Source organism: Pseudomonas sp. Leaf58 (assembly GCF_003627215.1).
Taxonomy (GTDB): domain Bacteria; phylum Pseudomonadota; class Gammaproteobacteria; order Pseudomonadales; family Pseudomonadaceae; genus Aquipseudomonas.
This window is the reverse complement of the sequence record NZ_CP032677.1, coordinates 3,312,517-3,337,055: the sequence shown is the minus strand read 5'-3', so window position 1 is coordinate 3,337,055 and position 24,539 is coordinate 3,312,517. Positions and strand designations below refer to the sequence as shown.

The window sequence follows — 24,539 nt, the reverse complement described above, 5'->3', positions numbered from 1 at the left end:
ACATGCGCAAAGCGCTATTGCTAGCTGCCTGCCTGTTTCTAGGCAGTTGTGGCAATGTCGGTGTCGAGCACTATGCCCAGGAGCAACCAAAGCTGGACCTGGCGGCGTTCTTCTCGCGACCGGTGCAGGCCTGGGGGATGTTCCAGAAGCGTTCAGGGGCGGTGGTCAAACGCTTTCACGTGCGCATCGACAGCCGCCGTGAAGGTGAGCGGCTGATCCTCGACGAGCATTTTCTCTACAGCGATGGCACACGCCAGCAGCGTACCTGGACGCTAGTGCCTGACGGCCCTGGCCGCTGGCGCGGAACCGCCGGGGACGTGATCGGTGAGGCCCGCGGCGAAGTGGCGGGTAATACGCTGCGTTGGCGTTACCAGCTGGATCTGCCAGTTGACGGGCAGCACTGGCAGGTAGACCTGGACGACTGGATGTACCTCATGGATGACGACACCCTGATCAACCGCTCGAGCATGAGCAAACTGGGCGTGGAGATCGGCCAGATAACCCTGTTCTTCCGCCGCCTGCCAGAGGGCACACCATGAACCTGTTCGCGCTTAACCAGCGGGTGTCGACCGGCGAAGCAAAGGAACTGGAACTGCTGTCGCTGGAGGGTGGGTTCTACCTACTGCGCGCCTTGACCGACGCCGGTCCAGTGACATTGAGCGATGCCCATGGGCAGCCAGTTCGCCTGCGCTCCACTACCGAGCTGCGGCAGTTGCTGGCCGACCTGCCACCGGTACCCTGCAGCTTGGTACAGCAGGTGGTACATGATGAAATGTGCGGGCAACGTGACGGCCCAATTGCGCCGCTGCGCGTACCCGTAACGCTGACCAGTCAGTGGTAGCCTGAACGATGCGCCTGGGCCTGGTGCTGGGTGACCAGCTGTCGTTCGATCTGGCAAGCCTTGCTGCACTGGACCCTGCCCGCGATGCTGTCCTGATGGCGGAAGTGGAGGGAGAGGCCAGGTACGTGCCGCATCATCCGCTGAAGATCGTACTCATCTTCAGCGCCATGCGGCACTTCGCCCAGGCGCTGCGTGAGCGGGGTTGGCAAGTGCATTACGTCGAGCTGGACGCAGACGGCAACAGCGGTAGCATCGTAGGCGAGTTGCGTCGCTGGCATCACGCCTTGGGCGCCACGCACATTCACGTGACCGAGTGCGGTGAGTGGCGCCTGGAGCAGGCGTTGCGCGATGCCGCACTGCCGCTTGTGTGGCATCGCGATACGCGGTTTCTGTGCTCTCGCCAAGCCTTCGCCCGCTGGGCCCAGGAGCGTCGGCAGCTGCGTATGGAGCACTTCTACCGTGGTATGCGCAAGCGAACCGGTTTGCTGCTGGAGCCTGACGGCAGCCCGGCAGGTGGCGCCTGGAATTTTGATGGCGACAATCGCAAGGCATTGCCACGCCGGCTGCGCGGGCCGTTTGCTGCGCATTTCGCGCAGGACGAGATCACGGCAGCGGTGCAGGCATTGGTGCGTCAGCGCTTCAGCGACCACTACGGGGCCATCGACGGCTTCGACTACCCCGTGACTCATGCCGCGGCACGACAGCTCTGGCAACATTTTCTGGACTTCGGCCTGGCGGCCTTCGGTGACTACCAGGATGCGATGGCCGAGGGCGAGCCGTACCTGTTCCACGCGCGCATCAGTGCGGCCCTCAACATCGGGCTGCTGGATGTGCGTTGTCTGTGCGACGAGGTCGACAAGGCCTGGCGCGAGGGGCGGGTGCCGCTCAATGCAGCTGAAGGTTTCATCCGCCAGCTGATCGGCTGGCGCGAGTATGTGCGCGGCATTTATTGGCTGCGCATGCCTGACTATGCAGGGCTCAATTACCTGGGCAACGACCGTGCGTTGCCAGCATTCTATTGGACCGGGCACACCCGCATGCGCTGCATGGAGCAAGCCATCGGGCAGACCCTGCGGTTGGGCTACGCTCACCATATCCAGCGCTTGATGGTCACCGGCAACTTCGCCTTGCTGGCCGGTATCGTGCCGGCGGCGATTTGTGAGTGGTACCTGGCCGTCTACATGGATGCCTTCGACTGGGTCGAGCTGCCCAACACGCTTGGCATGGTGATGCACGCCGATGGCGGCTACCTGGGGTCCAAGCCGTACTGCGCCAGTGGTCGTTATATCCAGCGCATGTCCGATCATTGCAAGGCTTGCAGTTACAGGGTCGACCAGGTGGTCGAGGATGATGCTTGCCCGTTCAATGCCCTGTACTGGCATTTTCTGATCCGCCATCGCTCGCTGCTTTCGGCTAACCCGCGTTTGGCCCTGGTCTATCGCAGCCTCGATAACATGTCGGCTAGCCGTCGTGACGCCGTGTGGCAGCGTGGTCAGTCACTGCTGGCGCGGCTCGATTCGCAGCAGGCGTTATGAAAAAGAGCCTTTTACCCAGCAAGATCTGCGTGGTGTGTGGACGACCGTTCAACTGGCGCAAGCGCTGGGCTCGCTGTTGGGAGCAGGTGCGCTACTGCTCTGAGCGATGCCGCAGGTCAGCGCCGCGCCGCGAGGCGCGCTAGCAGAGGCAAGGCCAATGCCCATATCGGCATCAGTAGCAAGCCGGTTACCACCGCGCCCAACGGCAAGGCGACGTCCGCAAGTCTTGCGCCGCCTACGTAAGCCAGTGGGCCGCCAAGTGCGCCCAGCAGCGCACCGAGCCGGCAGTGCCTACCGGCCCATGCCAGGCTGTGGCGCATGCCGCTAGCCAGCACCAGCCAAAGCAGTGCCAGCCACAGCGGCAGCGGCCAGGCGTCGAAACCCAACACGCCCAGTGCCCCCAGCGCGCTGTCGAGCACACAGCCGGCCAAGGTTACGCGCAACAGCGCCTTGACCTCGGCGTTGATGTCCGGGCACAGGCGCAGGTGTAGCGCCACACCCGGAATCACCAGCAGCAACAGCCAGGGGTGTTCGGCGCCCAGCACGCAGGCCCACCAGCCAGCCTGTAACCAGACGGCATTGGCGACCACCCAACTGCCCAGCATCAGGCACTGCCAGGCATGGGCGCGCGCCGTGCCTGGGGCGCTGCCCAGAGCAGGTGCGCAACGCCGATGGTGCGCTCTTCGAAGCCGCCCTGGCAGTAACACAAGTAGAACTCCCATAGGCGCTGGAACCTCTCGTCGTAGCCCAGGTCCGTCAGCGCTGTGCGCGCCTGGCGCAGGTTTTCACGCCAGTGCCGCAGGGTGTGGGCATAGTCCTGGCCGAAGTCCTCCATGTGCACGAGGTTGAGTGCGGTATGCCGGCTGGCAGTGTCGAGCAACACGCTCAGCGAAGGCAGGGCACCACCGGGGAAGATGTAGCGCTGGATGAAGTCGACCGAGCGCCGCGCCTGTGCATAGCGCTGGTCGCGGATGGTGATTGCCTGCAACAGCATCAGGCCGTCGGGCTTGAGCAGCGAAGCACACTGGCGGAAATACACCGGTAGGTAACGATGGCCGACAGCCTCGATCATCTCGATCGAAACCAGTTTGTCGAAAGTGCCTTGAAGGTCGCGGTAGTCTTCGCGAAGCACCGTCACGTGCTGCTCCAGTCCCAAGGCCTGAACGCGCTCCTGGGTATGGCTGTACTGCGCCTCGGAGAGCGTGGTGGTGGTGACCTTGCAGCCGTATTGGGTGGCGGCGTGGATCGCCAGGCTGCCCCAGCCGCAGCCGATTTCCAGCAGGTGCTCGCCAGGGCGCAGTTCAAGCTTCTGGCAGATGCGCTCCAGCTTGTGCAATTGGGCTTGCTCCAGTGTTTGCCCAGGATGCTCGAATTGGGCCGCCGAATACATCATGGTGGGGTCCAGCAGCCGCTCGAACAGCGCATTGCCCAGGTCGTAATGCGCCAGAATATTGCGCCGGGCGCCGCGCCTGCTGTTGCGGTTGAGCCGGTGCAGTAGCCGTAGGGCAGGGCGGCCGAAGCGGGCCAGGCCACCCTCGAGCGCGTCGAGCACTTCGAGGTTGGCGACGAACAGGCGAGTCACCAGCGCCAGATCGGGGCTTCGCCAATAGCCGTGGATGTAGGCTTCTCCAGCACCGATCGAGCCGTTGCCGGCGATCAGGCTCCAGGTGGCGTCATCAAGGATCTCCACCTCGGCCTGCAGCGGGCTGTCGGCATCACCGAAACTCCATTGCTGCCCGTGGCTGAGCAGGCGCAGGTGGCCGTGGCGCAGCTTGCTCATCTGGGCGAGCACGGCGCTTCGTGCCAGCCCGCCGAACAACGGCGCAAGGCCTGCGAACTTGCTAACGCTCAGGGTGGGATTCGACATCGTCAGGGTCCTCGCAAGGTTGGCCGAGCGCCAGGTGGCCCTGGCTGATGGTGTGGTCATGCACTGGGGTGCGTTTGAGCAAAAGGCATAGCGCTTGCCAATAAATGGCTGAGAGAGTTCGCAGGCTCATCCATGGGAAGGTCAGTACATACCGACGCAGGGCGACGCCATCCAGTGGTTGACGGTGCAGGGCGAGCTCGGCCTCGAACACCTTGCTGTCGCCCTGCCAGTTCTGCATGTGAATGCGTATATGGTCCGCGTTGAGGAAGAAGCGCAGGCGATAGTCCATGTCCCGTGGCATGAATGGCGACACATGGAAGGCCTTGGCCACGGTGAAGGGCTTGGCAAGGTTGTGTTGCACCGGTAGCACGTAATGAAAGCGTTCACGCCACGGGGTGTTGCGCACCTCCATCAGGATCGCCGTTAGGCGCCCGTCGCGGTCATGGCAGAAATAGAAGCTCACCGGGTTGAATGACAGCCCCCAGCAACGCAGTTGGGTAAGTAGCCTTACCGGGCCTTCGGGCATATGCCCCGTCGCCTGATAGACCAACAAGCGTGCGGCCTGGGCCAGGGTTTCGCCGTGGCGGGTCTGCGCGGGCAGGTAGTCGGTCTCGCGCCAGCACAGCGGTGCCAGGCGCCAGCGCCCTAGCCAGCGTGACAGGCCCATCAGCCAGGTTTGTTCGTCCAGGTCCAGGTAAAACATGCCGATCCGGTAGCGGAAAGCGTGGAGCCGCGGCGTCAGCCGACGGTGGCTGACCCAGCCCATACAGAGGCTGCAGTTCACAGCTGTTCTCCAAAATGCGCGGCCACCTTCAGTGCACTGACCACCCCGTCCTCATGAAAGCCGTTGCCCCAGTAGGCGCCGCAGAAGTAACTGTGCTGCTGGCCCTGCAGGTGTGCTTGGCGCGCCTGCGCGGCGGATGCCGCAAGGCTGTACTGCGGATGGGCATACTGGAAGCGGGCGATCACCTGTGCTGGGTCTATCAGCGCGGTTTGGTTGAGGCTCACGCAGAAGGTTGTCGCTGCCTGGATACCTTGCAGAATGTTCATGTTGTAGGTCAGTGCAGCGGGCGCCTGCTCTGGTCCGCCCAGGCGGTAGTTCCAACTGGCCCAGGCGCTTTTGCGGCGTGGCAGCAGACGGGTATCGGTGTGCAGCACCACATCGTTGCTGGCGTAGCCGATGGCGCCGAGCACTTCTCGCTCCTGCATGCTCGGCGCTTCCAGCAGCGCCAGGGCCTGGTCGCTGTGGCAGGCGAACACCACGTTGTCGAAGCGCTCGGTGCCGGCCGCGCTCACGAGGGTCACGCCACCTTCGTCACGGCTAACCCGGTAAACCTTGCAGTTGAGGCGAATGCGTTCGGCGAACGGTCGGCACAGCGGCGCAACGTAGCTACGCGAACCGCCTTTAATCACCCGCCACTGTGGGCGTTGGTTGACCGACAGCAATCCGTGGTTGCGACAGAAGCGCACGAAGAACTCAAGGGGGAAGTGGAGCATGTCTGCCCGCGACATCGACCAGATCGCCGACCCCATCGGCACGATGTAGTGTTCGATGAAGCGCTGCCCATAGCGCTGTGTTTGAAGGTAGGCGCCCAGGGTGGTGTTGGCATCGATACGCTGGTTGTCCAGGTCGGCCAGTGCCTGGCGGTTGAAGCGCAGAATGTCCCGTATCATGCCCCAGAAACCTGGGGACAGCAGGTTGCGGCGTTGGGCAAACAGTGTGTTCAGGTCGTGACCGTTGTATTCCAGGCCAGTGATCGGGTCATGCACGGAAAAACTCATTTCGGTCCGCTGCGAGGTGACCTTGAGCTGGTCGAGCAAGCGGATGAAGTGCGGGTAGGTCCAGTCGTTGAAAACGATGAAGCCGGTGTCTATTGCGTGGCGCTGGCCCTTCCAGACCACGTCGAGGGTGTGCGTATGGCCCCCGATCCACTGCTCGGCTTCGAAAACCGTTACTTCGTGCTTACGTGACAGCAGATGGGCGCAGGTCAGCCCCGCGATGCCACTGCCGATGATTGCTATACGCATGGGGCATCATTCCTGTTCATGGCGGGCGAGGCGTTGGCCCAGTGCCAAACGAAGGCGCGCGGGCAGCGCCCCGAGCAGGCGTAACAGCAAGGTGAAAAGACCGGGGAAGTTGATTTCCAGAGGGCGCCGGGGCAGGCGCCTGGCGATATATCGGGCAGCGCGCTGCGCAGCCCACAACTGCGGCATGGGGAAATCGTTGCGGCGGGTCAGTGGCGTGTCGACGAAGCCAGGGCTGACCAGGGTGACCGCGATACCCTCGTGAGCCAGGTCGATTCGCAGTGACTCCACCAGATAGCGCACCGCGGCCTTTGATGCGCCGTAGGCGCCGGCGCGGGGCAAGGCCAGCCAGGTCACCGAGCTGCCCATCACCACCAGGTGGGGGCGCTGGCCGGCACGAAGCAAGGGCAGTGCCGCCGCCAGGCAGTAGCTGACACCCAGCAGGTTGGTGCGCATTACCCGCTCGACCAACGCCGGATCGAAATGCCCAGGCTCAAGGTATTCGCAGGTGCCGGCATTGAGAATGGCCATGTCCAGGCGTCCCCAGGCCTGCTCGATCCGTGCGGCGATTGCGGTGACTTGCTCTGGGTTATCAAGATCGCCAACGGCCAGCAATACCTGCCCGGGAAACCGCTCGGCCAGAGGGGCAAGGCGATCGGCCTGTCGCCCGCCCAAGGCAACCTGGTGGCCTTGTTCCAGGAGGATTTGTGCGAGTGCAGCACCGATACCGCTACTTGCGCCGGTCAACCAGCAGCAGCTCATGCCAGCCGACCTTTGAGCCAGCGGATTGTACCGCCCATGACGGGAAGGTGTTCATAAAGCAGGGCACCGGCGTCGAAATAGTCCTGGTGAAAGTACACACGGTCGCGCCAATGCAAGCAGCTGCACCCTTGTAACCTGATCGGCTGACCGCGGGCCAGGCGTGGGTGGCAAAACTGCAGGGTCCAGCGCAGGTAGCCCTGCCCAGGCCTCACCTCGTCGGTGCTGGTGAGCGCATAGTGGATATCGCTGGCGTTGGCGTACAACTGCTCGAAATACGCCCGTAGGGCCTGCAGCCCCTGTATGTGATGCAGAGGGTCGCGAAAGGTAACATCTTCGCTGTACAGTTTTTCCAGCGGGGCGAGGTTAGCCGCATCGAGGCTGGCGAAGCGCTCGGCGAATTGCTGCAGGTATGCTGACATACTGGGCTCCAGGCAATCCTGTACAAAATTTACTTGTTGTACAGGTATAGCTGAAAACCAAGCATTAATCTATGCAAGATGACGATCTTGTATAGCTTTTGTCAGCCCTCGGCCTGCCCCAGTTGCTGGCGCAATCGAACCACTTCAGCCTCTAGCTCACGAACCTTTTCCTCAGCGAAAATCTGTGCTGTGACGTCGCGCTGGATGCCAATGTAGTACGTCAGCTCGTCCGCCTCGTTGTGCACGGGCGTGATGGATAACTCGTTCCAGAACAGGCTTCCGTCCTTGCGATAGTTGCGCAGCACCTGGCGGCAGGGGCGGCCTTCGCGGATCGCAGCGCGGATGGTTTCGAGGCCTACCTGGTCGTGGTCCTTGCCCTGAAGAAAACGGCAGTCTTGATAGAGGATGTCGTCGGCGTAATAGCCGGTCAGGCGCTCGAAGGCGGGGTTAACGTAGATAAGGATGCTGTCATTGCCTTCCTGCTCGGCGACGACGATGCCATCGTTTGAATGCTCGACCATCAGTTGCAGGAGTTTCGCGTTGATCATAGGGCCCACCTACAGGCGTTTCATATGCGATATGCGCAGCGTAGCTTCTATGCAGAAGGCTTCGGCGCCGTTTGTTGCATGATGAACCAAGGCGGTTCGCCGCAGAAGGTGCATATGGGTTTAGAATGTTCTACCACCTGGAAACCCCCTCGCTATGACTGACGCCACCCCACCCGATTTGCTACCCATGCGCGATGTGGTCAGCTTGACCGGCATCAATCCGGTGACCTTGCGTGCCTGGGAGCGGCGCCATGGGTTGATACGCCCGCAGCGCACCGAGGGCGGCCATCGCCTGTACACGGCGGGGGATGTTCAGCGCATACGCGACATCTTGCGCTGGACCGGCAACGGCGTGCCCATCAGCAAAGTCGGCGATAGGCTCGCAAGCCAGCCTGAGGTATCTGTGCAGCTCTCGGCCTTTGACGAATGGCGCGCCGCCGTGGCACGCGCATCCAAGGCATTCGATGTGAAGGCACTGGAGGGGGTCCATGGTCAGTTGTTCACTCTCTTCCCCAAGGCCACCGTGCTGCGTGAAGTGCTGATGCCGGTTTGGTATGACCTGGCTTCTGGGGCTGCGCCAGGCCAGCGTAGCCAATGGGTGTTTCTCGATACGTTCTTGCGCGCCCGTTTGCTGCTGCGTCTGCAGATGAATCAATCCGATGCGCCGCGGGTGTTGCTCGCAGGTGCCGAGGGGCAAGCCGAACTCCAGGTGTTGTGCGCCGGGCTGCTGTTGAGCAGCGAGCAACAGCACATCGAAGTACTCGGCTGCGGGCAGCCGCTGGAAGAGCTTCCTTTGCTGTGTGCTGCGATGCAGCCTGCGGCACTGGTGATTGTGCTGCAGGCGCCGGTGAGCCCCACCTTGGCCAAGCGCCTGCGTTCGTTGCAGATGGACATTGCGTGTCCGCTGGCCTTGATTGGCGAGGGGCTTACCGATTCGCAACTAGCCTTGAAAGGCATTCCACTGTGTCTGCTGGACCAGGAAAGCGCCGACGTCGCGCGTATGCTAAGCGCCTTGCTCAGTGGTGCCCTGGATCTTTGACCTTGGCGGAAGTATATGCCCCGCCATCGGATTCATCCCGTCGAAGGAACCTGCGGTGAGGGTGACCGTGCACCTCGTCCCGGGCGTATCCCGTCATGCCGAGGAATATCGAATTAGCACGCAGAACGGTACCTTTGAGACGACCGCCTGAGTCTGCTCGATTGCGGTAACGACATCCTCGGCTTCGCTGTGACGAGGCTTGGGGCGCAATATCCCGGAGGAAGGGCGTATCCTGATAGCCAGGGTATTTTCTAAGATCCAGAGCAATGCGGGGGGCCGCGCCGTCTACCATTCTCGAACACAGCGTCATGCAGTAAATACACTGGCTAATACAGGGTTCAGGGCGTTCGTCAGTTGAAGCGAACCTGGCAGTGCCGGCCCGTTAGTCAAGCGTTAGCCCCCACAGGAGACACCATGCAGATCCTCTACATTCTTCTTTGCATTGCGGGAACGGTATTGCCTCTGTCTCAGTTTGCTCCCTGGCTTTCGGCTCACAGTCTCAATGTGCCGTTACTGTTGCAGCAGGCTACCTCAAGCTATATCGCTGCCTTCGCTTGGGCTGATGTGCTCGTTTCGGGTGTTGCAGTAGCGGTGTTCGTCGTTGTGGAAAGCCGTAGATTGGCAATGCGTCGGTTGTGGCTGCCGCTTTCCTGTTTGGTGGTTGGCCCTTCATTGACACTGCCGCTTTTCCTTTTCCTGCGGGAGCGCCATCTTGCGGCATTAAGGTCTAGCCATTTATCCAAGTCGATGCCAACTGTTTGAACTGGCTGACTTAATCCGATCAAGCCTTGCTCATTCGGGGGACTCTACAAAATCTCAGCGTTGGTGGCGCGCCAATTGGGCTTCTCGGATTCGTACAGAGCCTAGAACTCCACCTTGCCTCGCCCTGCCTTGACAGTGCTGCGCCTGGCTTTTCCTTCCAGGCGGCGGGTCTTCGAGCCGAGGGTTGGCTTGGTGGGCCGGCGTTTCTTCTCGGTCTTGCCGGCAGTGCTGATCAACTCGGCAAGACGCGCTAGTGCGTCAGTGCGGTTCTGCTCCTGGGTGCGGTACTGTTGGGCCTTGATGATCAACACCCCGTCGCCGGTGATGCGGCTGTCACGCAGCGCCAGCAGCCGCTCCTTGTAAAACTCGGGCAGCGACGAGGCGGGAATGTCGAAGCGCAGGTGCACGGCGCTGGCCACCTTGTTCACATTCTGCCCACCGGCGCCTTGCGCGCGGATGTACGTCAGTTCGATGTCGGCATCTGGCAGGTGCACATTATTAGAGATGGTCAGCATGGCATGGCCCTTATGATTGCCCTCTATTATCGCAGTCTTCGCCGCTCGACCACAGGGTGCAAGCGTTTGAGCAACTGATTGAATGCGCCTGGTCTCCCCACAGCCAAAACCGTTGATAGACCGTTGACCATCGGCCAAAGCGCTGCGGCAGAGAGTCCAGCATTGTCGGTGAACCGGCCGCTTATTTAGTCGGCACCGACCACCTGAGCGGTTTCCTACTGGTTTATAATTGTAAATATATTTACTATGCCGCTCCAAAAAAACGAGCCAGGGAGCGAGCTGTGCAAATCAAGGCGTCCATTGAAATTCAAACCGAGCCTGCGCGCGTTTTCCGCCTGTATCAGGACGCTGCTCACTGGAGCGACTGGGATCCAGAGGTGGTTGCCGCAAGTTTGCCCGATGGTCTGAAGCTTGGGGCTAAGGGGTGGCTGAAACCCAAAAGTGGACCGAAGGCCAACATACAGATCGTGGAGGTGACGCAAGGCATGTCATTCTCGGTACAGACTAGGTTGCCGTTGTGCCGTATGCGGTTCGGTCACAGCTTGTCGGCGAGCAAGGGATCGACTGTTGCAACCCACTGGGTCGATTTCAAAGGCCCGCTGAGCTTTTTATTTCGATATTTGATTGGCAGGTCGATTCAAGCTTCGTTACCTAACACGATGTTGGGCCTCAAGCGCGCCAGCGAAGCCCGCGTGAGGGCAGCATGAGTGCAGGCAAATTGAACACTGGCGAACAGTGGAGTGGTTCTGCCTACGCAGGGCCGAGCTGCAGCCCTGGGTTCCGACTCTGGCGCGAATTCCTAGATTGGCAACGACAGCTCAACGCGCTGTTGAAACCCTTGGGGCTCACTCAGCCGCAGTTCGCGATTCTTGCGGTGTGCGGTTGGTTGACGCGAAATTGTGAGCAGATTACTCAACAGGGTATCGCGAGCTTCACCAGCATGGACCGTATGCACATCTCTCAGATCATATCGCGCTTGGAAAAAGATGGGCTGGTCGAGAAACGGATAGACCCTGATGATCACCGCGCGAACCTGCTATCACTCAGCAAGGAAGGGCTTGCTCGGTTACGCATCGCGATGCCGATTGTCGAAGCGTTCGACCTCGCGTTCTTTGGTAAAACCGCGTGCGGTGACTGAAGGGCGAAACCCGCCGGAGTATCGAATAGCCTCTTTCAATTGGGCAGCATGCCGTGCGCCTGAAAATATCGGCTCAAGGTGGATGCTTCGCCCTCAGGATCAGCCAGCGCGACATAAGTATCAGGCCGCATTAGATAAGTAGCATTTTTGGCAACGCCGGCTTTCTGGTATGCAGGTTCCCAAGCGAACATATGCAGCGGAATGCCGTGCTTGCTGCACCATTGCGACAACTCTGCCTTGGCTTGGCCATAAACATGCACCTGCCACTGAATGGCTGCCAGTGAATCGTAGTTGTCCGCCGTGGCCCCAGGTAGCCAAGGCAAGCGATCACCGCCCTGAACCCCACCGGCCTTACCCTGGCTCAGCGGGCTGTCGTGGTAATTCAGGGTGGTTTGCGAAACCACTCGGAACAGGTACTCACGAACGTTTTCGTTCTTGTACGCAACGCTTGCGAAGATCGGCGCGATGCGAGTGCGTACAAAGTCGGCAAACCCGCCCTGAGCGGTAACCCACGTGAACAGTTTGTCCGTTGTCTCTACCAGCGTGCGGGCAAATGCTTGGCGTTCAATCGGGTAACTGTCGAGTAAGGTATCGGGCGCCTTGCCTTTTACCACCGCTGCCAACTTCCACGCCAGGTTGATCGCGTCGAGGATGCCGGTGTTCATGCCCTGGCCACCGGCCGGGCTATGCACATGCGCTGCATCACCCAGCAGAAACGCTCTGCCACGACGGAAGTGATCGGTGACACGGTGATGAACACGGTAGGTGGAAAACCAGTTCACCTCGGTAATCTGCAGGTTCAAGCCATTGATGGCATCATGGCCAACGTCTGCGAATGTCAGCTGCTCAGGATGCTCGGCGCGCTCATCACGCACGGTGCCAATCAGGCGGTATTGGTCTTTTTCGCCGGAGCATAACAGCAGCACAAAGTCGGATTTATCAAAAGCGATGTGCGCCTCGCCTGCGGGCTCGATGCCAGTTACCCTGACATCCGCGACATAGAAAAGCTGCTTGTAGGTGCCGCCCTCGAAACCGCTGCCGATCACATGCCGAATACGTGAACGAGCGCCATCGCATCCCGCCAAATAAGCTGCAGCAAAGGATTCTTCTCGTCCATCAGCCTGTTTCAGGAGGGCAGTGACATGGCCTTCACCCTCCTCAAAGGACTGCAGTTCGGTTTGCCATTCCACCTCCACGCCAAGTGACTGCAGCCGCCTTACCAATAAGCGCTCATGGCGATCCTGGGGATAAATCAACACAAAGGGATACGCAGAAACCTGTTTGCCTGCATCGACCAAGGGGATACGCGCTCTGTGGCTGCCCCGTGCCCACAGGTTCATGGCCGGTGTTTTGTAGCCCGCAGCTATCACGGCCTCAGTCATACCTAGCTGGCGATAGAGCTCTAGCGTGCGGGCTTGAACAGCCATGGCGCGAGAAGCTTCGCCTGGACCACTGCTCTTGTCGACGATCCTTACGCAGACGCCTTGCCGGGTGAGCCAAAGCGCTAGCGCCAGCCCGGTCGGGCCAGCGCCAACAATGAGAACGTCGGTTTGCGCCATGATCTCACCTCAAAAAAATGAATGACTGCAGAGTCATGAATGTTCTTGCGAGCAGGCAAAGTCAACGATTCATACATCAGTGCACTGACAAGTCTCTGGCACCGTCGGGATTGACGACTGGCTCACACCCACAGCCGTCACCACCTGCTGTCAGTTTTGCGCAGCGTGCATAAGTTCGTTGCTGGAAGTTCGTATTCCAGCAACGCGCCCTCACGCTTAGGCTTGCGCTTGAACTTTTTCAACTCATTCGGATATGTCGCCATGTCAACGAGCAGCCCTGAAACACTAACCGTCGCGTCGGCACCTGCCAACTCAGCTCCGACGCTGTCCAAAGCCTTGGTTATCTTCCTCGCGTTTTGCTGTGGTGCAGTCGTTGCAAACCTCTACTACGCACAGCCCATCGTTGAACTCATCGCCCCGAGTATTGGCCTGTCGCCGGAACATGCCAGCCTGATCGTTGCGTTAACCCAGTTCGGCTATGCCGCTGGCCTGCTGTTCCTGGTCCCGCTGGCCGACTTGATGGAAAACAAACGTCTGGTGCTTGGCTTTACCCTGGTTGTAGGCGCGTTCCTGGCGGCGGCAGGCTTCGCCGAATCACCGTCACTGTTCTTGATCGCGTCGCTGATGATTGGGCTGACGTCTGTCGCCGTGCAGATCCTGGTGCCGCTGGCCGCGCATATGGCGCCTGAAAGCAGCCGTGGCCGCGTTGTAGGGAATATCATGAGCGGCCTGCTGCTTGGTATCCTCCTCGCTCGCCCGGTTTCCAGCTTGGCCTCTGAGTTCATTGGTTGGAGAGGTGTATTCTTCAGTGCCGCAGGGCTGATGGGGGTGATCGCTGCACTTGTGGCACTGCTGTTGCCCGAGCGCATGCCGAATCATCACACCACTTACGGTCGCCTGATCGGCTCCGTTTTCGGCCTGGCCAAGCAACATGCTGTTCTTCGTGAGCGCTCGCTTTATCAAGGCCTGTTGTTCGCAAGCTTCAGCTTCTTTTGGACTGTTGTACCGATCGAGCTGATTCGCCATTACGGCTTCAGTCAAAACGGGGTAGCGCTGTTCGCCCTGGTCGGTGCAGTGGGCGCTATCGCGGCCCCGATCGCTGGCCGCTTGGCCGATGCCGGCCATGGCCAGGTAAGCACACTGGTGGCGTTGATAATGGCCCCGGCAGCGCTGCTGATCGGGGGTATCCCTGGGCTGGGCTATCTGGGTTTGGTTGCTGCTGCAATTGCGTTGGACTTTGCGGTGCAGTTGAACATGGTCCTTGGCCAGCGCGAAGTCTACGCGCTGGACCCCAACAGCCGGGCACGCCTAAACGCAGTATTCATGACCAGCATCTTCGTAGGCGGCGCACTGGGTTCGATGCTCGCCAGCCCGCTTTATGAGCGCTTTGGTTGGGCCACCACTAGCATCACTGCCGCAGCGATCCCCGCTCTGGCGCTTGCCATGTTTCTGGTAAAACATGCCGGTAAGCGCTGATCCGGACTAAGGTTGGAGGGCCATTTGTGCATCCAGGCGCTCCAGCCATAGCACACCTGTCATATCTTCAAACCGTTGAGGTGACTATGATCCAGGCTGCCTGCAAGCTAGACAGGTAGCGCCACTACCTTCCCTCATGGACCATCAGCAGAGTTGAACTAATGGATAAGTTTCTCGCGTTGAGCATGTTCGTAGAGACGGTGCGTTGCGGCGGCTACTCAGCAGCGGCGCGCAAGCTCGGCGTGGCTACATCGTCGGTCGCGCGGCAAGTGGCAGCATTAGAGTCGGATCTGGGCACCACACTTCTCACTCGCAGCACCCGACAAAGCAGCCCGACCGATTTGGGCCTGGCCTATTTCGAAAATGCGGTAGCCATCCTTGATGCAGTCGCTGCAGCAGATAGCATGGTTACGGATAGAGGAAGCGAAGCAAAAGGCAAGCTGCGGGTTAGCGTTCCGGTGGAGTTCGGCCGCCGCTTGATCTCACCCCACCTAGGGCGGTTTCTTGCAAGCCATCCACAATTGGAGGTTAGCCTGACCCTCAGTGACGAAATGGTGGACCTGTACAAAGATCGGATCGATCTGGCGGTTCGATTAGGCTCAACGGTTTCCAGCGAAGACGTCATTTGCACCACCATTGGCCACTTCCAACGCTGGCTGGTGGCCAGCCCTGGCTATCTGGAACAGCATGGAGCCCCAACGCAACCTAGCGAGCTCTCCCACCATTCGTGCATGCGCTTCGATTACGGTGGGCCTATGCGGGACTGGCATTTTGAAGTTGATGACCAAACTGTTCCTATTGCGGTACACGGCCGGATGCAAAGCAACAACGCCGATATTCTCAGGCAGGCGGCAGTCGCAGGGCAGGGCGTGGCCCTGTTAGCCGACTGGCTGGTGGCGGAAGATGTGCTGCACGGGCGACTCACCCGCTTGCTGCCTGAATATGAAGCGAATCCCACGTCAGTGAACGCCTCTATTAATATCGTTTATCTACCGATTAATCGCGAATCAACGCGTATCAAGGTGTTTTCGCAATTTATGAAAGACTTGCTCGATAGGGCCTAGCGGTATGCGCAATGCTTTATTGCGTGCTTTTCGGATTCTGTCTACCTGGTTAACGCCATACCCTTAAGCTTAATAAAATTTTCAGGGTATTGGACATGCAAACTTCTCCCATTCTAGCATTCGACTTCCTTGACCCTTGGGGCTGGGTAGCAGAGCGCCGGCTTAACATTGCGATGACTCAGGCAGGTATAACTCGGGATGTCACATTCCATCCCTGCCGCTCTTCCTTGAGTCAATCAGCAACTGCAATGACCTATCCTGCCTTCTTGGAGCGCCGATTCGGAACGCAAGCTGCAAGCCATCAATCCCTAGTGGCGGTAGAACTGCGAAAGCTAGGCATCGAACCGGCGTTTGCCGCAATCACCAATCTTCCGGATTCCTGTCCCGCACTTGCGGCTGTGCTGTGGTTACAGCGCAGGGGAAGGTCCGCTCAACATTTCGTGGGAAGCGTGTTTGCAGCTTTGTATTGCCATGGTCAGGATATCGGTGATCCGATTGTTATGGAAAATTTGCTGAGCCGAGAAATGCTGGCTTTCGGCGATATCCAGGAGTTCATGCATAGCGACGACTTTGGTGATGAATTACGGGACACCGAAGCTTCGGTCGCGGCGTGGTCGGGGCGTGTCATTCCCTCTGTTCGCATCAACGGGGCTGTTGTATTCGGTGCGCAAACACCAAGCGTTTTGATCCCCATGCTCCGTTAGCCTGCGCAATCGTTCCTTTGACGGGGCAGGGCGCACTTTCGTTGTTATGGCCTAGACGCGCGAACCCAAGGGGGGCGCGTCTGGACCTTGCCCGTTAGGAGTTTTGCACCGCCGACCTTTTCGCATGACTCTGCTTTATCCATAGCATCGTGGGTTTCTCCACGAAGATATGCAGTGCAAGCGAAGCGACATAAGCAGAAATGACTGCCGCGCAGATCGATGAGTAAACCCCCAATCCATTGTCTAGGGCAACATACATAATCGAATACCCGAAAAGTGCATGGACTACATATATTGGGTAGCTGATGTCTGCAAGGTGGGACAGAAATGCATTGTCTTTTATTTTGTCCTTAAGATAGAAGCAAGCATTGAAAGTGAAAATCGCAAGGAGGTATCCGTACACCCAGTGTTGCGTGTATTTGGTTATTCCGGTTCCGCAAAACCAAGTGATTGGTATTAGTGCGCAGAGGATGGCTTGGAGTAGTATAAATTCCTTTTTTGATATTTTATTATTTATAAATTTGTAGAAGGCCACTCCAAGCAAAAGCATCAAGCCAGACCCTATCTGTACTCCGAGTAGGTACTTGTTGTTGTGCATTACCAGGAAAGCAATAAATGAGACGAGGAGAGATGCTGCTATTGTTTCTTTTATTCCATTTCGCAGTAAAAGTTTGGCGGTCGCTAGCATGATGAGGTAAAAGTATATTTCAACTTCTAGAGTCCAGCTTATCCCGTCAATGCGGTCTACCCCAAGCGGTCCGCGCGTAATGACGCCGAAGTGCGCGAATATCTCACCTGGGGTGTATTTGAAGTCACTGCCTGCATACCTTGAAAGCAAGTAGATCGACAGGATTACGATGCAAAAGCCAACGATGTAGACAGGGTATATCCTGATGGCGCGGCGCAGGATGAAGTCCTGCCAAGATACATTTTTCAGCGATATCGGTATGACTAACCCGCTGACAATGAAGAATACGCCCACGCCAAACTGGCCAAAGACAATGCAGTATTCGGAAAGCAACTTCAATGCATCAGGGAGGCTCGGGAAGGTGAGTAGTTCGGGTACACCCATCAATTTGCTAATTTCAGGGTGGGCAAGCCAGAATATCCCAATGTAATGTGATACGAGGACTGAAAGTGCTCCAATTCCTCTTAGTTGGTTGGCAAATATAATTCTATTGCTGCTCATTCTGTTCTCGTCGCGCATTGTTAATTTTCAGTTTTTTTGCTGTGCACGTTTGACTTGATGATACAGGATTTCCCCACCGAAACCATTTCCCCTCACTCCTGCTTGCTGCCCCTCAGCGGTAGACATGTGGCGCACAGACAGCTTCGTGCCCCTCCTGAGCGACCGTGATCAAAGGCCGATAAAACCACATGGAGGCACCTGACCTTGTACGGCATTGACCGGGCTGTATAAGTTTTCCGACCGGTTATCAGATACAGTTATCCGCGCCGCCTTAAGCGGTTGAAAGCCGCTGCGCTTGCGTTATTTTGAGTATTCAGAGAAGGCTAACAATATCGGTTGCAGGAGGGCTGTATGAGAGTCCGTGGCGATGTTTTCTGGGCCTGGGCAGACCCCACGCTCCATCATCGAACCCATGAAGAGACCCTGGATGACGGCACCTACATCGATGTGCAGGTGAGGCTGTCGCGCACCGGCAGCACGCAGATGTTCATTGGCGTGTATGCGTCATCTGGTATGGCATTGCATGAGGAGGCGTTCGACGCTCGTCCAAACGAGTCAATGACTCGTGCGCTCGCTTGGGGCGTAGGCCATGCCCGCAAGGTGGCTCACGACAGAAAGCATGTCCGGGTAGCCTCCAAGGCATCGTAGAGGGGTACTTAACATTCTTCATAGAGCCGACTACCCATGGCTAGCGAACCGACAAACCAACAAGTGGCGAACGAAATTGGTATTGAAGAGATCCAGGTGGAGCAATACCGAAGAGAAACCCTGCCACTAGGCGATGGGGCTTGGCTGGTGCATTTCTCCTACGACATGCCCAAGGCCCTTCGGCATCACTTCACCGGAAGTTTCACCGCAGTCATTCAGGCGAGGCCTTCAATCACCGATGCACGGCAAAGCGATTAGCGGCGCCGCGCGTCGCGTCCCGATGCGCGCGCCTATCAAGTGGGCTATGTATAGTGTTCCGGAGGCCACTTAAACGGCGGGACCTGAATGAAGCGATTATTTTGCAGCGCGCTGCTCCTCTTAATGGGCGGCCCCTCGTTCGCAGATGTTCCGGCTGTCAATGCCGTTTGCCCAGGACATATTGAGGTGCGCGTCAATGAAGGCGGGCCGGTTTTCATCAATGGAAAAGAGGCGAAGCTGCACAAAGTCAGCGAGAGCTTCTTTGAGGCCAAAGGCAGCGGCGTGACCGTCTCGGTTTCAGTCGAGCCTGACGGCTACGTCAGCGTGTCCTACACCGGCAAGGGTGGGGTAAACGGCGTCTGCGAGGTTGAGGAGCAGGACTGACTGTTCCCATCGAAAGGTCGGCGACACATCTAATGCTTCGCAGAATTGCTTGCCAAGGCCTATCAGAAGGCAAGCGCGCGATTTGCCAGCACGCTTAAAAGCACGCTCGACAGAATTGACCAGCGTTTTGCTTCATTTTCAATTTGGCTTGCCATTAATCACTCCTATCGATTCGCTCGCGCAAGGGAGGCACGGCGTACCTCCCTTGCGCCGCTGCGGTCAGTCAGCTCGCGGTGGAGCCAACGACAGTTGCCGGGTTAACGGAGTCCGTTGAGATTGAGCCGTGATGACGACGGATGCTCGCCAGGGGTACAGCGACTAGCAGCAGGGTGAGCACCACAGTGACGGCGATGCCCCAGGCGGCCAGGGTAAAACCCCCCAACGAAATCAACCCGCCCGAAATTGCCGGGCCCACCGCCAGCCCCAGGCTGAGGAAGCTACCCGCAGCAGCCACCACCCGGCCTTCGCGGTCCAGGGCAGCGGCCAGGCCGGTCAGGTAGCTGAGGGCGTAGAAATAGGTGATGCAGATGGTCATCACCCCGGCGGTGTACAGGGTCTTGGAATGCTCGCCCAGTACATAGCTGAGGCTGGTCGCACCGGTCAGCAGAATCGCCAGGAGCACCGGCGTGCTCATGCCGAAACGCTTGCCGACCATTGCCGCGATCAGCGGCCCGATCAAGCCCACGAACGACTGGAACGACAGCAGCACACCCAGTTCATCGCCGCTGTAGCCGACCATGGTGCCGATCCGTTCGACAAAGGCCCAGCCCATGGTATCGCGGGCCTGGAACACGAACATCGCCAGCATCATGCAGATGGCCGGCAGGCTGAGCAGGATGTTGCTTGGCGCGTGCTTGCCGGTTGGCACCTGCGGTGAAGGCTCGGCAACCGGTGCGCGCTGCACCATCGCCGGGATGGCCAGCAGCATCACCGCCATGGTCGCCGCCATTGCGTAATACAAACCGTGCAGGCCATACGCAGCCATGACCTTGGCATAGCCCAGCATCACCACGATCATCAGCAGCACCGACAGCACGTTCATGTGCCCGGCGACCCGGTCCGGATGCTTGGCGCTGGACACGGCGGCGTTGCCACAAGCCAGCGCCAGGCCAGCACCGACACCGGCGACACAACGTACTGCGGCGAGTGCGTAGATGCCGTCGACGTTGGCGCTGAGCAGGTTGGCGGCAATCGCCAGCACGGTGCCGACAAGCGCCAAGGTGCGCCGTGGTGCGCGGCCCATGAAGGGGGCGACCAACAGCGAGGCGAGCATGGTGAAGCCGAATTCGGCTGACATCAGCAGCCCGGCTTGGGCTTCGTTGAGTTGCAAGTCGTGAATGATGGCGCTGATCAGGAACGGCAAGGCCCACAGCCCGAGCAGGCCGACGCCGTAGGCAGACGCGGCGGCGGAGAACACCAGGCTCCAGCTCTCGGGCAAGCAGTGTTTTATTGTTTTCATTGGGGTAACCCCTGATTTGTCGTGCACAGCGTTGAGTAGACGCGCGCCGGACGTCGGCGCGCGCAGGGTATGGGTTACTGCTGGCTTTCGTCGACCGGGGTGCCGTCGTCGTACTGCGACAGCCAGCTGACCATGGCGTCGCGGTAGCGGGTGAAACCCTTGTAATCGACCAGCTCCTGGTCCAGGTCGCGGATCACCCGATGCATGCGCTTGGCCCACTGCGGCGCGAATTCGGCCAGCTCTTGCAGGCTGACCAGGTAGGTACGCACCGGGAACAGCACAGCGTTACTGCGCGGCAGGCGGTGCAAGGGCTGCAGTTCGATACGCAGGTTGACCAGCTCGCCGGCGTTTTCGGCGGTGACGATGGTCCGCTCCGGGGCCCAGTCGGGCAGGGTCTCGGCGGAGGTTTCCAGGCGTGGGTTGACGGTGATCGACCAGTTGGTACGGCGCACCGGGTGGCCTGGGCGCAGGCGCAGGAGGAATTTCAGGGCGCGTTGCAGAATGCCCATCTCATGCAGTTTGGGTACCGGGCCGTGGAACTCCATGAAACTCATGCCGAGGTTGAAGCGCAACGAATAGTCGGCGCGCTGGGTAGCCATACCGGCGCCCATCACCAACGTGTCGTCACGTTCCTCGAGCAGGATGAATTCGCCCTGGGCCTGACGGGTGATGTATTCCATCGGCTCCATCGGCAGGGTGCTGGCGTCGCCAAAGGTGAAGGTCTGGTCGATTTGCAGTGGGCGGTTGATCCAGTGCCACTGGCTGCCTTTCTTCTCCAGAGTGAAGTGCTCAGGGTAGTCGCGCGAGTACGACTCCATCAGCAGCTCCAGCAGGTCCCACTGGGCTTCCATCATGTGCGGCAGGGCGGCGTAATGGATGCCCGGCTGGCTGTCGAGGGTGTGCGCCCGGTGGTTGCACTCGGAAATGTAGTGTTCGTCGATGTCGAATTGCCCGCGCAGCGCGCCATTGCCGAAGGGCACGTGCGGCTCGACGTTCATCGAGTACATGTACTGGTCTTCTGGGTAGGGGAAGGGCAGGCGCAATATGGCCTCGCGGCTGTTGCTGTAGGTGTGGCCCTTGCCTGCGTCGGCGTAGGTCTCGATCGGCTTGAAGACGGTCATGTTGTTGTTTTCCTGTTTCAGAGGTCTACGACCAGGCGGCTGCAGTTGGCGCGGGATACGCAGGGCATGAATTTGCGCTTGCTCAGCTTGTCTTCCTCGCTGAGCCAATCATCGCGATGGTCGAGTTCGCCATCGAGGTCCAGTACTTCGGTCTCGCAGTAGCCGCAAGCACCGCCGCGGCACAGGTACGGCACCTTGTAGCCGGCCTGTTCGGCGGCTTCGAGCAGCGACTGCTCGGCCGGTACCTCGAGGGTTACCCCCTGGCGTGCCAGGGTTACGCTGAACGGCTGGCCGCTGGAACCCTGCTCGACGAAGCGTTCGTAGTGGATGTGGCTGTCGGTCCAGCCCAGGGCATGGGCGCTGTCGAGGGTGTCGTCGATCATGCTGTCAGGGCCGCAGACATACACGTGGCTGCCCAGCGGGCGATCGGCGAGAACACTGCGGATGTCCATGCGCGCATCGACGCCTTGCACGTAGAGGTGCACGCGCTCGCCGTAGCGTGCCTGCAGTTCCAGGCCCAGGGCGGTGTGCTCGGGGCCGCGTACGGCCAGGTGCAGCTCGAAGGTGGCTTGCTTGAGCTGTAGCTCTTCCAGTTGCGAGTACACCGGGGTGATGCCGACGCCGCCGGCAATGAACACGTGCTGGCGGGCATGCTTGGCCAGGGGGAACAGGTTGGCCGGCTGCAGGATTTGCAACAGGTCGCCTTCACCGACGTTGTCATGCAGGTAACGCGAGCCACCCCGGCCATCGCTGACCCGGCGCACGGCGATCTGGTAGGCACTGGAGTCGTAAGGTGAGCTCATCAGCGAGTAGGCATTGCGGTGCGTCTTGTCGCCGTCTTCGAGGACCACTACCACATGGCTGCCACCGGAAAACGCCGGCAGGTGCTTGCCGGCCGGGTCGACCAGGGTGAAGCGGGTGATTTCCGGGGTAAGCGCTTCGATGCGGGCGACGCGCACACTGAGGGTGCCGTTATGGGTATTCATGTGTCGAGCTCCTCGGCTGCTGGCAGTTCGCCCGGGACTTCGCCATCGGCCTTGATGCCCTGGAAGGCGGCTAAACGGCGGGAATAATGGTCACGCACCACCAGGTCGAGCTGGCAACCGGGGCAGCTGAACACGCGCTGGGTGACGTTTTCGGTGTAGGTATCGCAGTGCGCGCACCACACGCGACGTACCAAGGTGCCGCTGTGCTCGCGCAGCACTTCGTCGCGGTTCAGGTCGACGGCGTTGGCCGCTTGCATGGCGGTGCCGATGAAGCTTTCCGAGCCGCTGAGGTACAGCCGCGTGCCCATGTGGGCCTGGCCAAGGCGTTCGCGCAGGGCGGCGATCAGTGCCTGGTTGCTCGGGAATACCTCCAGCTCGCCCGCCTCTGCGGCTTGCAGGGCCTGTAGGTGGTCGTGCCCAGAGAATGACTCGGTGGAGTAGAGCAGGGTGCTGTGCGCGCGCTGTGCGGGCGACATGTCTGCGATCAGGCGCAGCATGGCCGCGCCGCCGCTGCCCTGGCCCGCGATCAGGTGGCGCAGGCCGCCTGTCATGGGGCGCAGCTGGTCATAGACCGGGCGGCTTTTGATGCCAGTGATAAGCATGGTGACACACCTCGTAAGCCCGAACCCCCGGCGTGGGCCGGAAGGTAACGTTGGCGGCTGATTCAGGCTCGGGCATAGATAAAAGCAGAACCTATGCCATATTGCCTATGGTTTTATATGTTTTATGACCAAAATCGACAATCAGTGCTTGAACATCACGTGGCGCACGCAGGTGTAGTCTTCCAGGCCGTACATGGACATGTCCTTGCCATAGCCCGATTGCTTCATGCCGCCGTGGGGCATTTCGCTCACCAGCATGAAGTGCGTGTTGACCCAAGTGCAGCCGTATTGCAGGCGTGCGGCCAGGCGGTTGGCGCGGCCGACGTCGCGGGTCCACACCGAGGAGGCCAGGCCATAGTCGGAGTCGTTGGCGTAGGCCAAGGCCTGAGCTTCGTCGGTAAACGGGGTGATGCTGACCACCGGGCCAAACACTTCGCGCTGGACGATCTCGTCGTCCTGGCGGGCATCGGCCAGCACCGTTGGTTGGAAGAAGAACCCGTCGCCTGCACCACGCTGGCCGCCAGTGATCAGGCGGATGTGTGGCTGGGCCTTGGCGCGCTCGACAAAACCCTCGACGCGCTCAAGGTGTTCGCGGGTGATCAGCGGGCCCAGCTCGGTTTCAGGGTCGTCCTGCAAGCCCATGCGCAGGCTGGCCACGGCTGCGCCCAGCTTGCTGACGAATTGCTCGTAGACCCCCTGCTGAACATACAGGCGGCAGGCCGCGGTGCAATCCTGGCCGGCGTTGTAGAAGCCGAAGGCGCGAATGCCCTCGACCGCCGCGTCGATGTCGGCGTCGTCGAAAATCAGTACCGGCGCCTTGCCACCCAGCTCCATGTGGGTGCGCTTCACGGTGCTGGCGGTGCTGGCGATGATCCGCGCACCGGTGGCCACCGACCCTGTCAGCGACACCAGGCGCACCTTCGGGTGGTTGACCAAAGGCTCGCCGACGCTAGGGCCGCGACCGAAGAGGATGTTGACCACGCCCGCCGGGAACAGCTCGGCCATGATCTGGCCCAGCGCCAGCGCCGTGAGCGGGGTCTGCTCGGAGGGCTTGAGCACCACGCAATTGCCGGCGGCAAGCGCTGGAGCGAGCTTCCAGGCGACCATCATCAGTGGGTAGTTCCACGGCGCGATCGAGGCCACCACGCCCAGTGGGTCACGGCGGATCATCGAGGTGTGGCCGGGCAAGTACTCACCACCTGCCGAGCCCGACAGGCAACGGCTGGCACCGGCAAAGAAGCGGAACACATCGGCAATAGCCGGGATTTCGTCGTTGAGGGCGGCCAGGTAAGGCTTGCCGCAGTTCTGCGACTCCAGGCGGGCGAGGGTGGCAGCTTCGGCTTCGATGCGGTCGGCCAGCTTGAGCAGCAACTGTGCACGATCCTTGGGTGCAGTCTGCGACCAGCCGGCAAAGGCCTGGTCGGCGGCCTGCACGGCGGCGTCGACTTGGGCCGCACTGGCTTCGGTGATATTCACCAGCACCGTGCCTTCGGACGGGTTGTACACGGCATACGGGCTGCCTTGCCCGTCGACCAACTGGCCGTTGATCAGGAGTTTGGTTTGCATGGCGGATTCCTTGGTCGGTCTTATTGGTAGAAATCTAAACCTATGAAACCATATCTTAATATTTTTATTTTG

General features: G+C 59.8%; 29 protein-coding genes and 1 pseudogene. 14 read left to right on the top strand and 16 right to left on the bottom strand.

Translation table 11 applies throughout. From position 1 onward, the window contains the following. Positions 1-2: 2 nt before the first annotated feature. From DV532_RS15445 to DV532_RS15430, 4 genes are read left to right on the top strand one after another with little or no spacing between them, the layout of a single operon-like run. Entirely contained in the window at positions 3-539 is a 537-nt protein-coding gene (locus DV532_RS15445; RefSeq protein WP_056802764.1) for a DUF3833 domain-containing protein, read from the top strand. Continuing rightward, on the top strand, positions 536-841 hold the full coding sequence (locus DV532_RS15440) for a DUF6482 family protein (RefSeq protein ID WP_056802761.1): 306 nt from the start codon (positions 536-538) through the stop codon (positions 839-841). The genes DV532_RS15445 and DV532_RS15440 overlap by 4 nt, the downstream gene beginning before the upstream one ends. A gap of 8 nt (positions 842-849) precedes the next feature. Continuing rightward, positions 850-2,376 (top strand): cryptochrome/photolyase family protein, encoded by a 1,527-nt coding sequence (locus DV532_RS15435; RefSeq protein ID WP_056802758.1) that lies wholly within the window; start codon positions 850-852, stop codon positions 2,374-2,376. Beyond that, positions 2,373-2,519: a DUF2256 domain-containing protein gene (locus DV532_RS15430; protein WP_082477043.1), complete on the top strand. Its 147-nt coding sequence runs from the start codon at positions 2,373-2,375 to the stop codon at positions 2,517-2,519. Before DV532_RS15435 ends, DV532_RS15430 begins: the two co-directional genes overlap by 4 nt. Here DV532_RS15430 and DV532_RS15425 read toward each other — a convergent pair. From DV532_RS15425 to DV532_RS15395, 7 genes are all read right to left on the bottom strand, one after another. Next, on the bottom strand, positions 2,493-2,981 hold the full coding sequence (locus DV532_RS15425; RefSeq protein ID WP_056802756.1) for a DUF2878 domain-containing protein: 489 nt from the start codon (positions 2,979-2,981) through the stop codon (positions 2,493-2,495). The genes DV532_RS15430 and DV532_RS15425 overlap by 27 nt on opposite strands. Further along, positions 2,981-4,243, bottom strand: a complete 1,263-nt coding sequence (locus DV532_RS15420; protein WP_056802753.1) for a cyclopropane-fatty-acyl-phospholipid synthase family protein — start codon at positions 4,241-4,243, stop codon at positions 2,981-2,983. Before DV532_RS15420 ends, DV532_RS15425 begins: the two co-directional genes overlap by 1 nt. Beyond that, a complete protein-coding gene (locus DV532_RS15415; protein ID WP_056802750.1) occupies positions 4,218-5,027 on the bottom strand; it encodes a DUF1365 domain-containing protein in 810 nt (269 codons plus the stop codon). The genes DV532_RS15420 and DV532_RS15415 overlap by 26 nt, the downstream gene beginning before the upstream one ends. Then, on the bottom strand, positions 5,024-6,271 hold the full coding sequence (locus tag DV532_RS15410; RefSeq protein WP_056802747.1) for an NAD(P)/FAD-dependent oxidoreductase: 1,248 nt from the start codon (positions 6,269-6,271) through the stop codon (positions 5,024-5,026). Before DV532_RS15410 ends, DV532_RS15415 begins: the two co-directional genes overlap by 4 nt. 6 nt (positions 6,272-6,277) lie before the next feature. Further along, positions 6,278-7,030, bottom strand: a complete 753-nt coding sequence (locus DV532_RS15405; RefSeq protein ID WP_056802745.1) for an SDR family oxidoreductase — start codon at positions 7,028-7,030, stop codon at positions 6,278-6,280. Beyond that, positions 7,027-7,449 carry a nuclear transport factor 2 family protein gene (locus DV532_RS15400; protein WP_056802742.1) on the bottom strand — a complete coding sequence of 141 codons (423 nt, stop codon included), beginning with the start codon at positions 7,447-7,449 and terminating at the stop codon, positions 7,027-7,029. Before DV532_RS15400 ends, DV532_RS15405 begins: the two co-directional genes overlap by 4 nt. Positions 7,450-7,550: 101 nt before the next feature. Beyond that, on the bottom strand, positions 7,551-7,997 hold the full coding sequence (locus tag DV532_RS15395) for a PAS domain S-box protein (RefSeq protein ID WP_056802739.1): 447 nt from the start codon (positions 7,995-7,997) through the stop codon (positions 7,551-7,553). 154 nt (positions 7,998-8,151) lie between these two features. Between DV532_RS15395 and DV532_RS15390 the strand changes: the two genes are divergently transcribed. Beyond that, positions 8,152-9,036: a MerR family transcriptional regulator gene (locus DV532_RS15390; RefSeq protein ID WP_056802736.1), complete on the top strand. Its 885-nt coding sequence runs from the start codon at positions 8,152-8,154 to the stop codon at positions 9,034-9,036. Positions 9,037-9,450: 414 nt separating this feature from the next. Next, positions 9,451-9,798: a DUF2834 domain-containing protein gene (locus DV532_RS15385; RefSeq protein ID WP_056802733.1), complete on the top strand. Its 348-nt coding sequence runs from the start codon at positions 9,451-9,453 to the stop codon at positions 9,796-9,798. Between the two features lie 101 nt (positions 9,799-9,899). Here the strand turns inward: DV532_RS15385 and arfB are convergent, their stop codons facing one another. Both arfB and DV532_RS31235 read right to left on the bottom strand, forming a co-directional pair. Beyond that, positions 9,900-10,313: an alternative ribosome rescue aminoacyl-tRNA hydrolase ArfB gene (gene arfB / locus DV532_RS15380; protein WP_056802729.1), complete on the bottom strand. Its 414-nt coding sequence runs from the start codon at positions 10,311-10,313 to the stop codon at positions 9,900-9,902. 56 nt (positions 10,314-10,369) lie between these two features. Then, a pseudogene (locus DV532_RS31235) lies at positions 10,370-10,464 on the bottom strand (IS5/IS1182 family transposase); the annotation flags it as partial. Positions 10,465-10,594: 130 nt separating this feature from the next. On the opposite strand from DV532_RS31235, the gene DV532_RS15375 reads away from it, so the two are divergent. After that, a complete protein-coding gene (locus DV532_RS15375) occupies positions 10,595-11,020 on the top strand; it encodes an SRPBCC family protein (protein ID WP_056802725.1) in 426 nt (141 codons plus the stop codon). Then, positions 11,017-11,451, top strand: coding sequence for a MarR family winged helix-turn-helix transcriptional regulator (locus DV532_RS15370; RefSeq protein WP_056802722.1), 435 nt, complete (start codon positions 11,017-11,019; stop codon positions 11,449-11,451). Before DV532_RS15375 ends, DV532_RS15370 begins: the two co-directional genes overlap by 4 nt. Positions 11,452-11,486: 35 nt before the next feature. Here DV532_RS15370 and DV532_RS15365 read toward each other — a convergent pair whose 3' ends face one another. Then, positions 11,487-13,010 carry an FAD-dependent oxidoreductase gene (locus tag DV532_RS15365; protein ID WP_056802720.1) on the bottom strand — a complete coding sequence of 508 codons (1,524 nt, stop codon included), beginning with the start codon at positions 13,008-13,010 and terminating at the stop codon, positions 11,487-11,489. A gap of 261 nt (positions 13,011-13,271) precedes the next feature. Between DV532_RS15365 and DV532_RS15360 the strand changes: the two genes are divergently transcribed. The 3 genes from DV532_RS15360 (at position 13,272) to DV532_RS15350 (ending at position 16,254) form a co-directional block, all read left to right on the top strand. Further along, entirely contained in the window at positions 13,272-14,486 is a 1,215-nt protein-coding gene (locus DV532_RS15360) for an MFS transporter (protein WP_056802717.1), read from the top strand. Positions 14,487-14,647: 161 nt separating this feature from the next. Further along, positions 14,648-15,550: a LysR family transcriptional regulator gene (locus DV532_RS15355; protein WP_056802714.1), complete on the top strand. Its 903-nt coding sequence runs from the start codon at positions 14,648-14,650 to the stop codon at positions 15,548-15,550. A 95-nt stretch (positions 15,551-15,645) separates the two neighbouring features. Next, positions 15,646-16,254 (top strand): DsbA family protein, encoded by a 609-nt coding sequence (locus DV532_RS15350; protein WP_082477041.1) that lies wholly within the window; start codon positions 15,646-15,648, stop codon positions 16,252-16,254. A 94-nt stretch (positions 16,255-16,348) separates the two neighbouring features. Here the strand turns inward: DV532_RS15350 and DV532_RS15345 are convergent, their stop codons facing one another. Then, positions 16,349-17,443 (bottom strand): acyltransferase, encoded by a 1,095-nt coding sequence (locus tag DV532_RS15345; protein WP_082477133.1) that lies wholly within the window; start codon positions 17,441-17,443, stop codon positions 16,349-16,351. 351 nt (positions 17,444-17,794) lie between these two features. On the opposite strand from DV532_RS15345, the gene DV532_RS15340 reads away from it, so the two are divergent. The 3 genes from DV532_RS15340 (at position 17,795) to DV532_RS15330 (ending at position 18,733) form a co-directional block, all read left to right on the top strand. Then, positions 17,795-18,091: a hypothetical protein gene (locus DV532_RS15340; protein ID WP_056802705.1), complete on the top strand. Its 297-nt coding sequence runs from the start codon at positions 17,795-17,797 to the stop codon at positions 18,089-18,091. A 36-nt stretch (positions 18,092-18,127) separates the two neighbouring features. After that, positions 18,128-18,349: a hypothetical protein gene (locus DV532_RS15335; RefSeq protein WP_056802702.1), complete on the top strand. Its 222-nt coding sequence runs from the start codon at positions 18,128-18,130 to the stop codon at positions 18,347-18,349. 87 nt (positions 18,350-18,436) lie between these two features. Beyond that, a complete protein-coding gene (locus tag DV532_RS15330; protein ID WP_056802700.1) occupies positions 18,437-18,733 on the top strand; it encodes a hypothetical protein in 297 nt (98 codons plus the stop codon). A gap of 223 nt (positions 18,734-18,956) precedes the next feature. Here DV532_RS15330 and DV532_RS15325 read toward each other — a convergent pair whose 3' ends face one another. The 5 genes from DV532_RS15325 to DV532_RS15305 all read right to left on the bottom strand — a co-directional run bounded on the left by DV532_RS15325 (position 18,957) and on the right by DV532_RS15305 (position 24,467). Beyond that, positions 18,957-20,192, bottom strand: coding sequence for an MFS transporter (locus DV532_RS15325; protein ID WP_056802697.1), 1,236 nt, complete (start codon positions 20,190-20,192; stop codon positions 18,957-18,959). A 74-nt stretch (positions 20,193-20,266) separates the two neighbouring features. Further along, the gene (locus DV532_RS15320) at positions 20,267-21,313 is read right to left on the bottom strand and encodes a DUF3445 domain-containing protein (RefSeq protein WP_056802693.1); all 1,047 of its coding nucleotides are present in this window, start codon (positions 21,311-21,313) and stop codon (positions 20,267-20,269) included. Positions 21,314-21,330: 17 nt separating this feature from the next. Next, the gene (locus DV532_RS15315; RefSeq protein ID WP_056802690.1) at positions 21,331-22,299 is read right to left on the bottom strand and encodes a PDR/VanB family oxidoreductase; all 969 of its coding nucleotides are present in this window, start codon (positions 22,297-22,299) and stop codon (positions 21,331-21,333) included. Continuing rightward, on the bottom strand, positions 22,296-22,901 hold the full coding sequence (locus tag DV532_RS15310; RefSeq protein WP_056802686.1) for a dimethylamine monooxygenase subunit DmmA family protein: 606 nt from the start codon (positions 22,899-22,901) through the stop codon (positions 22,296-22,298). Before DV532_RS15310 ends, DV532_RS15315 begins: the two co-directional genes overlap by 4 nt. Before the next feature lie 141 nt (positions 22,902-23,042). Then, entirely contained in the window at positions 23,043-24,467 is a 1,425-nt protein-coding gene (locus DV532_RS15305) for a gamma-aminobutyraldehyde dehydrogenase (RefSeq protein ID WP_056802683.1), read from the bottom strand. Positions 24,468-24,539 lie beyond the last annotated feature (72 nt).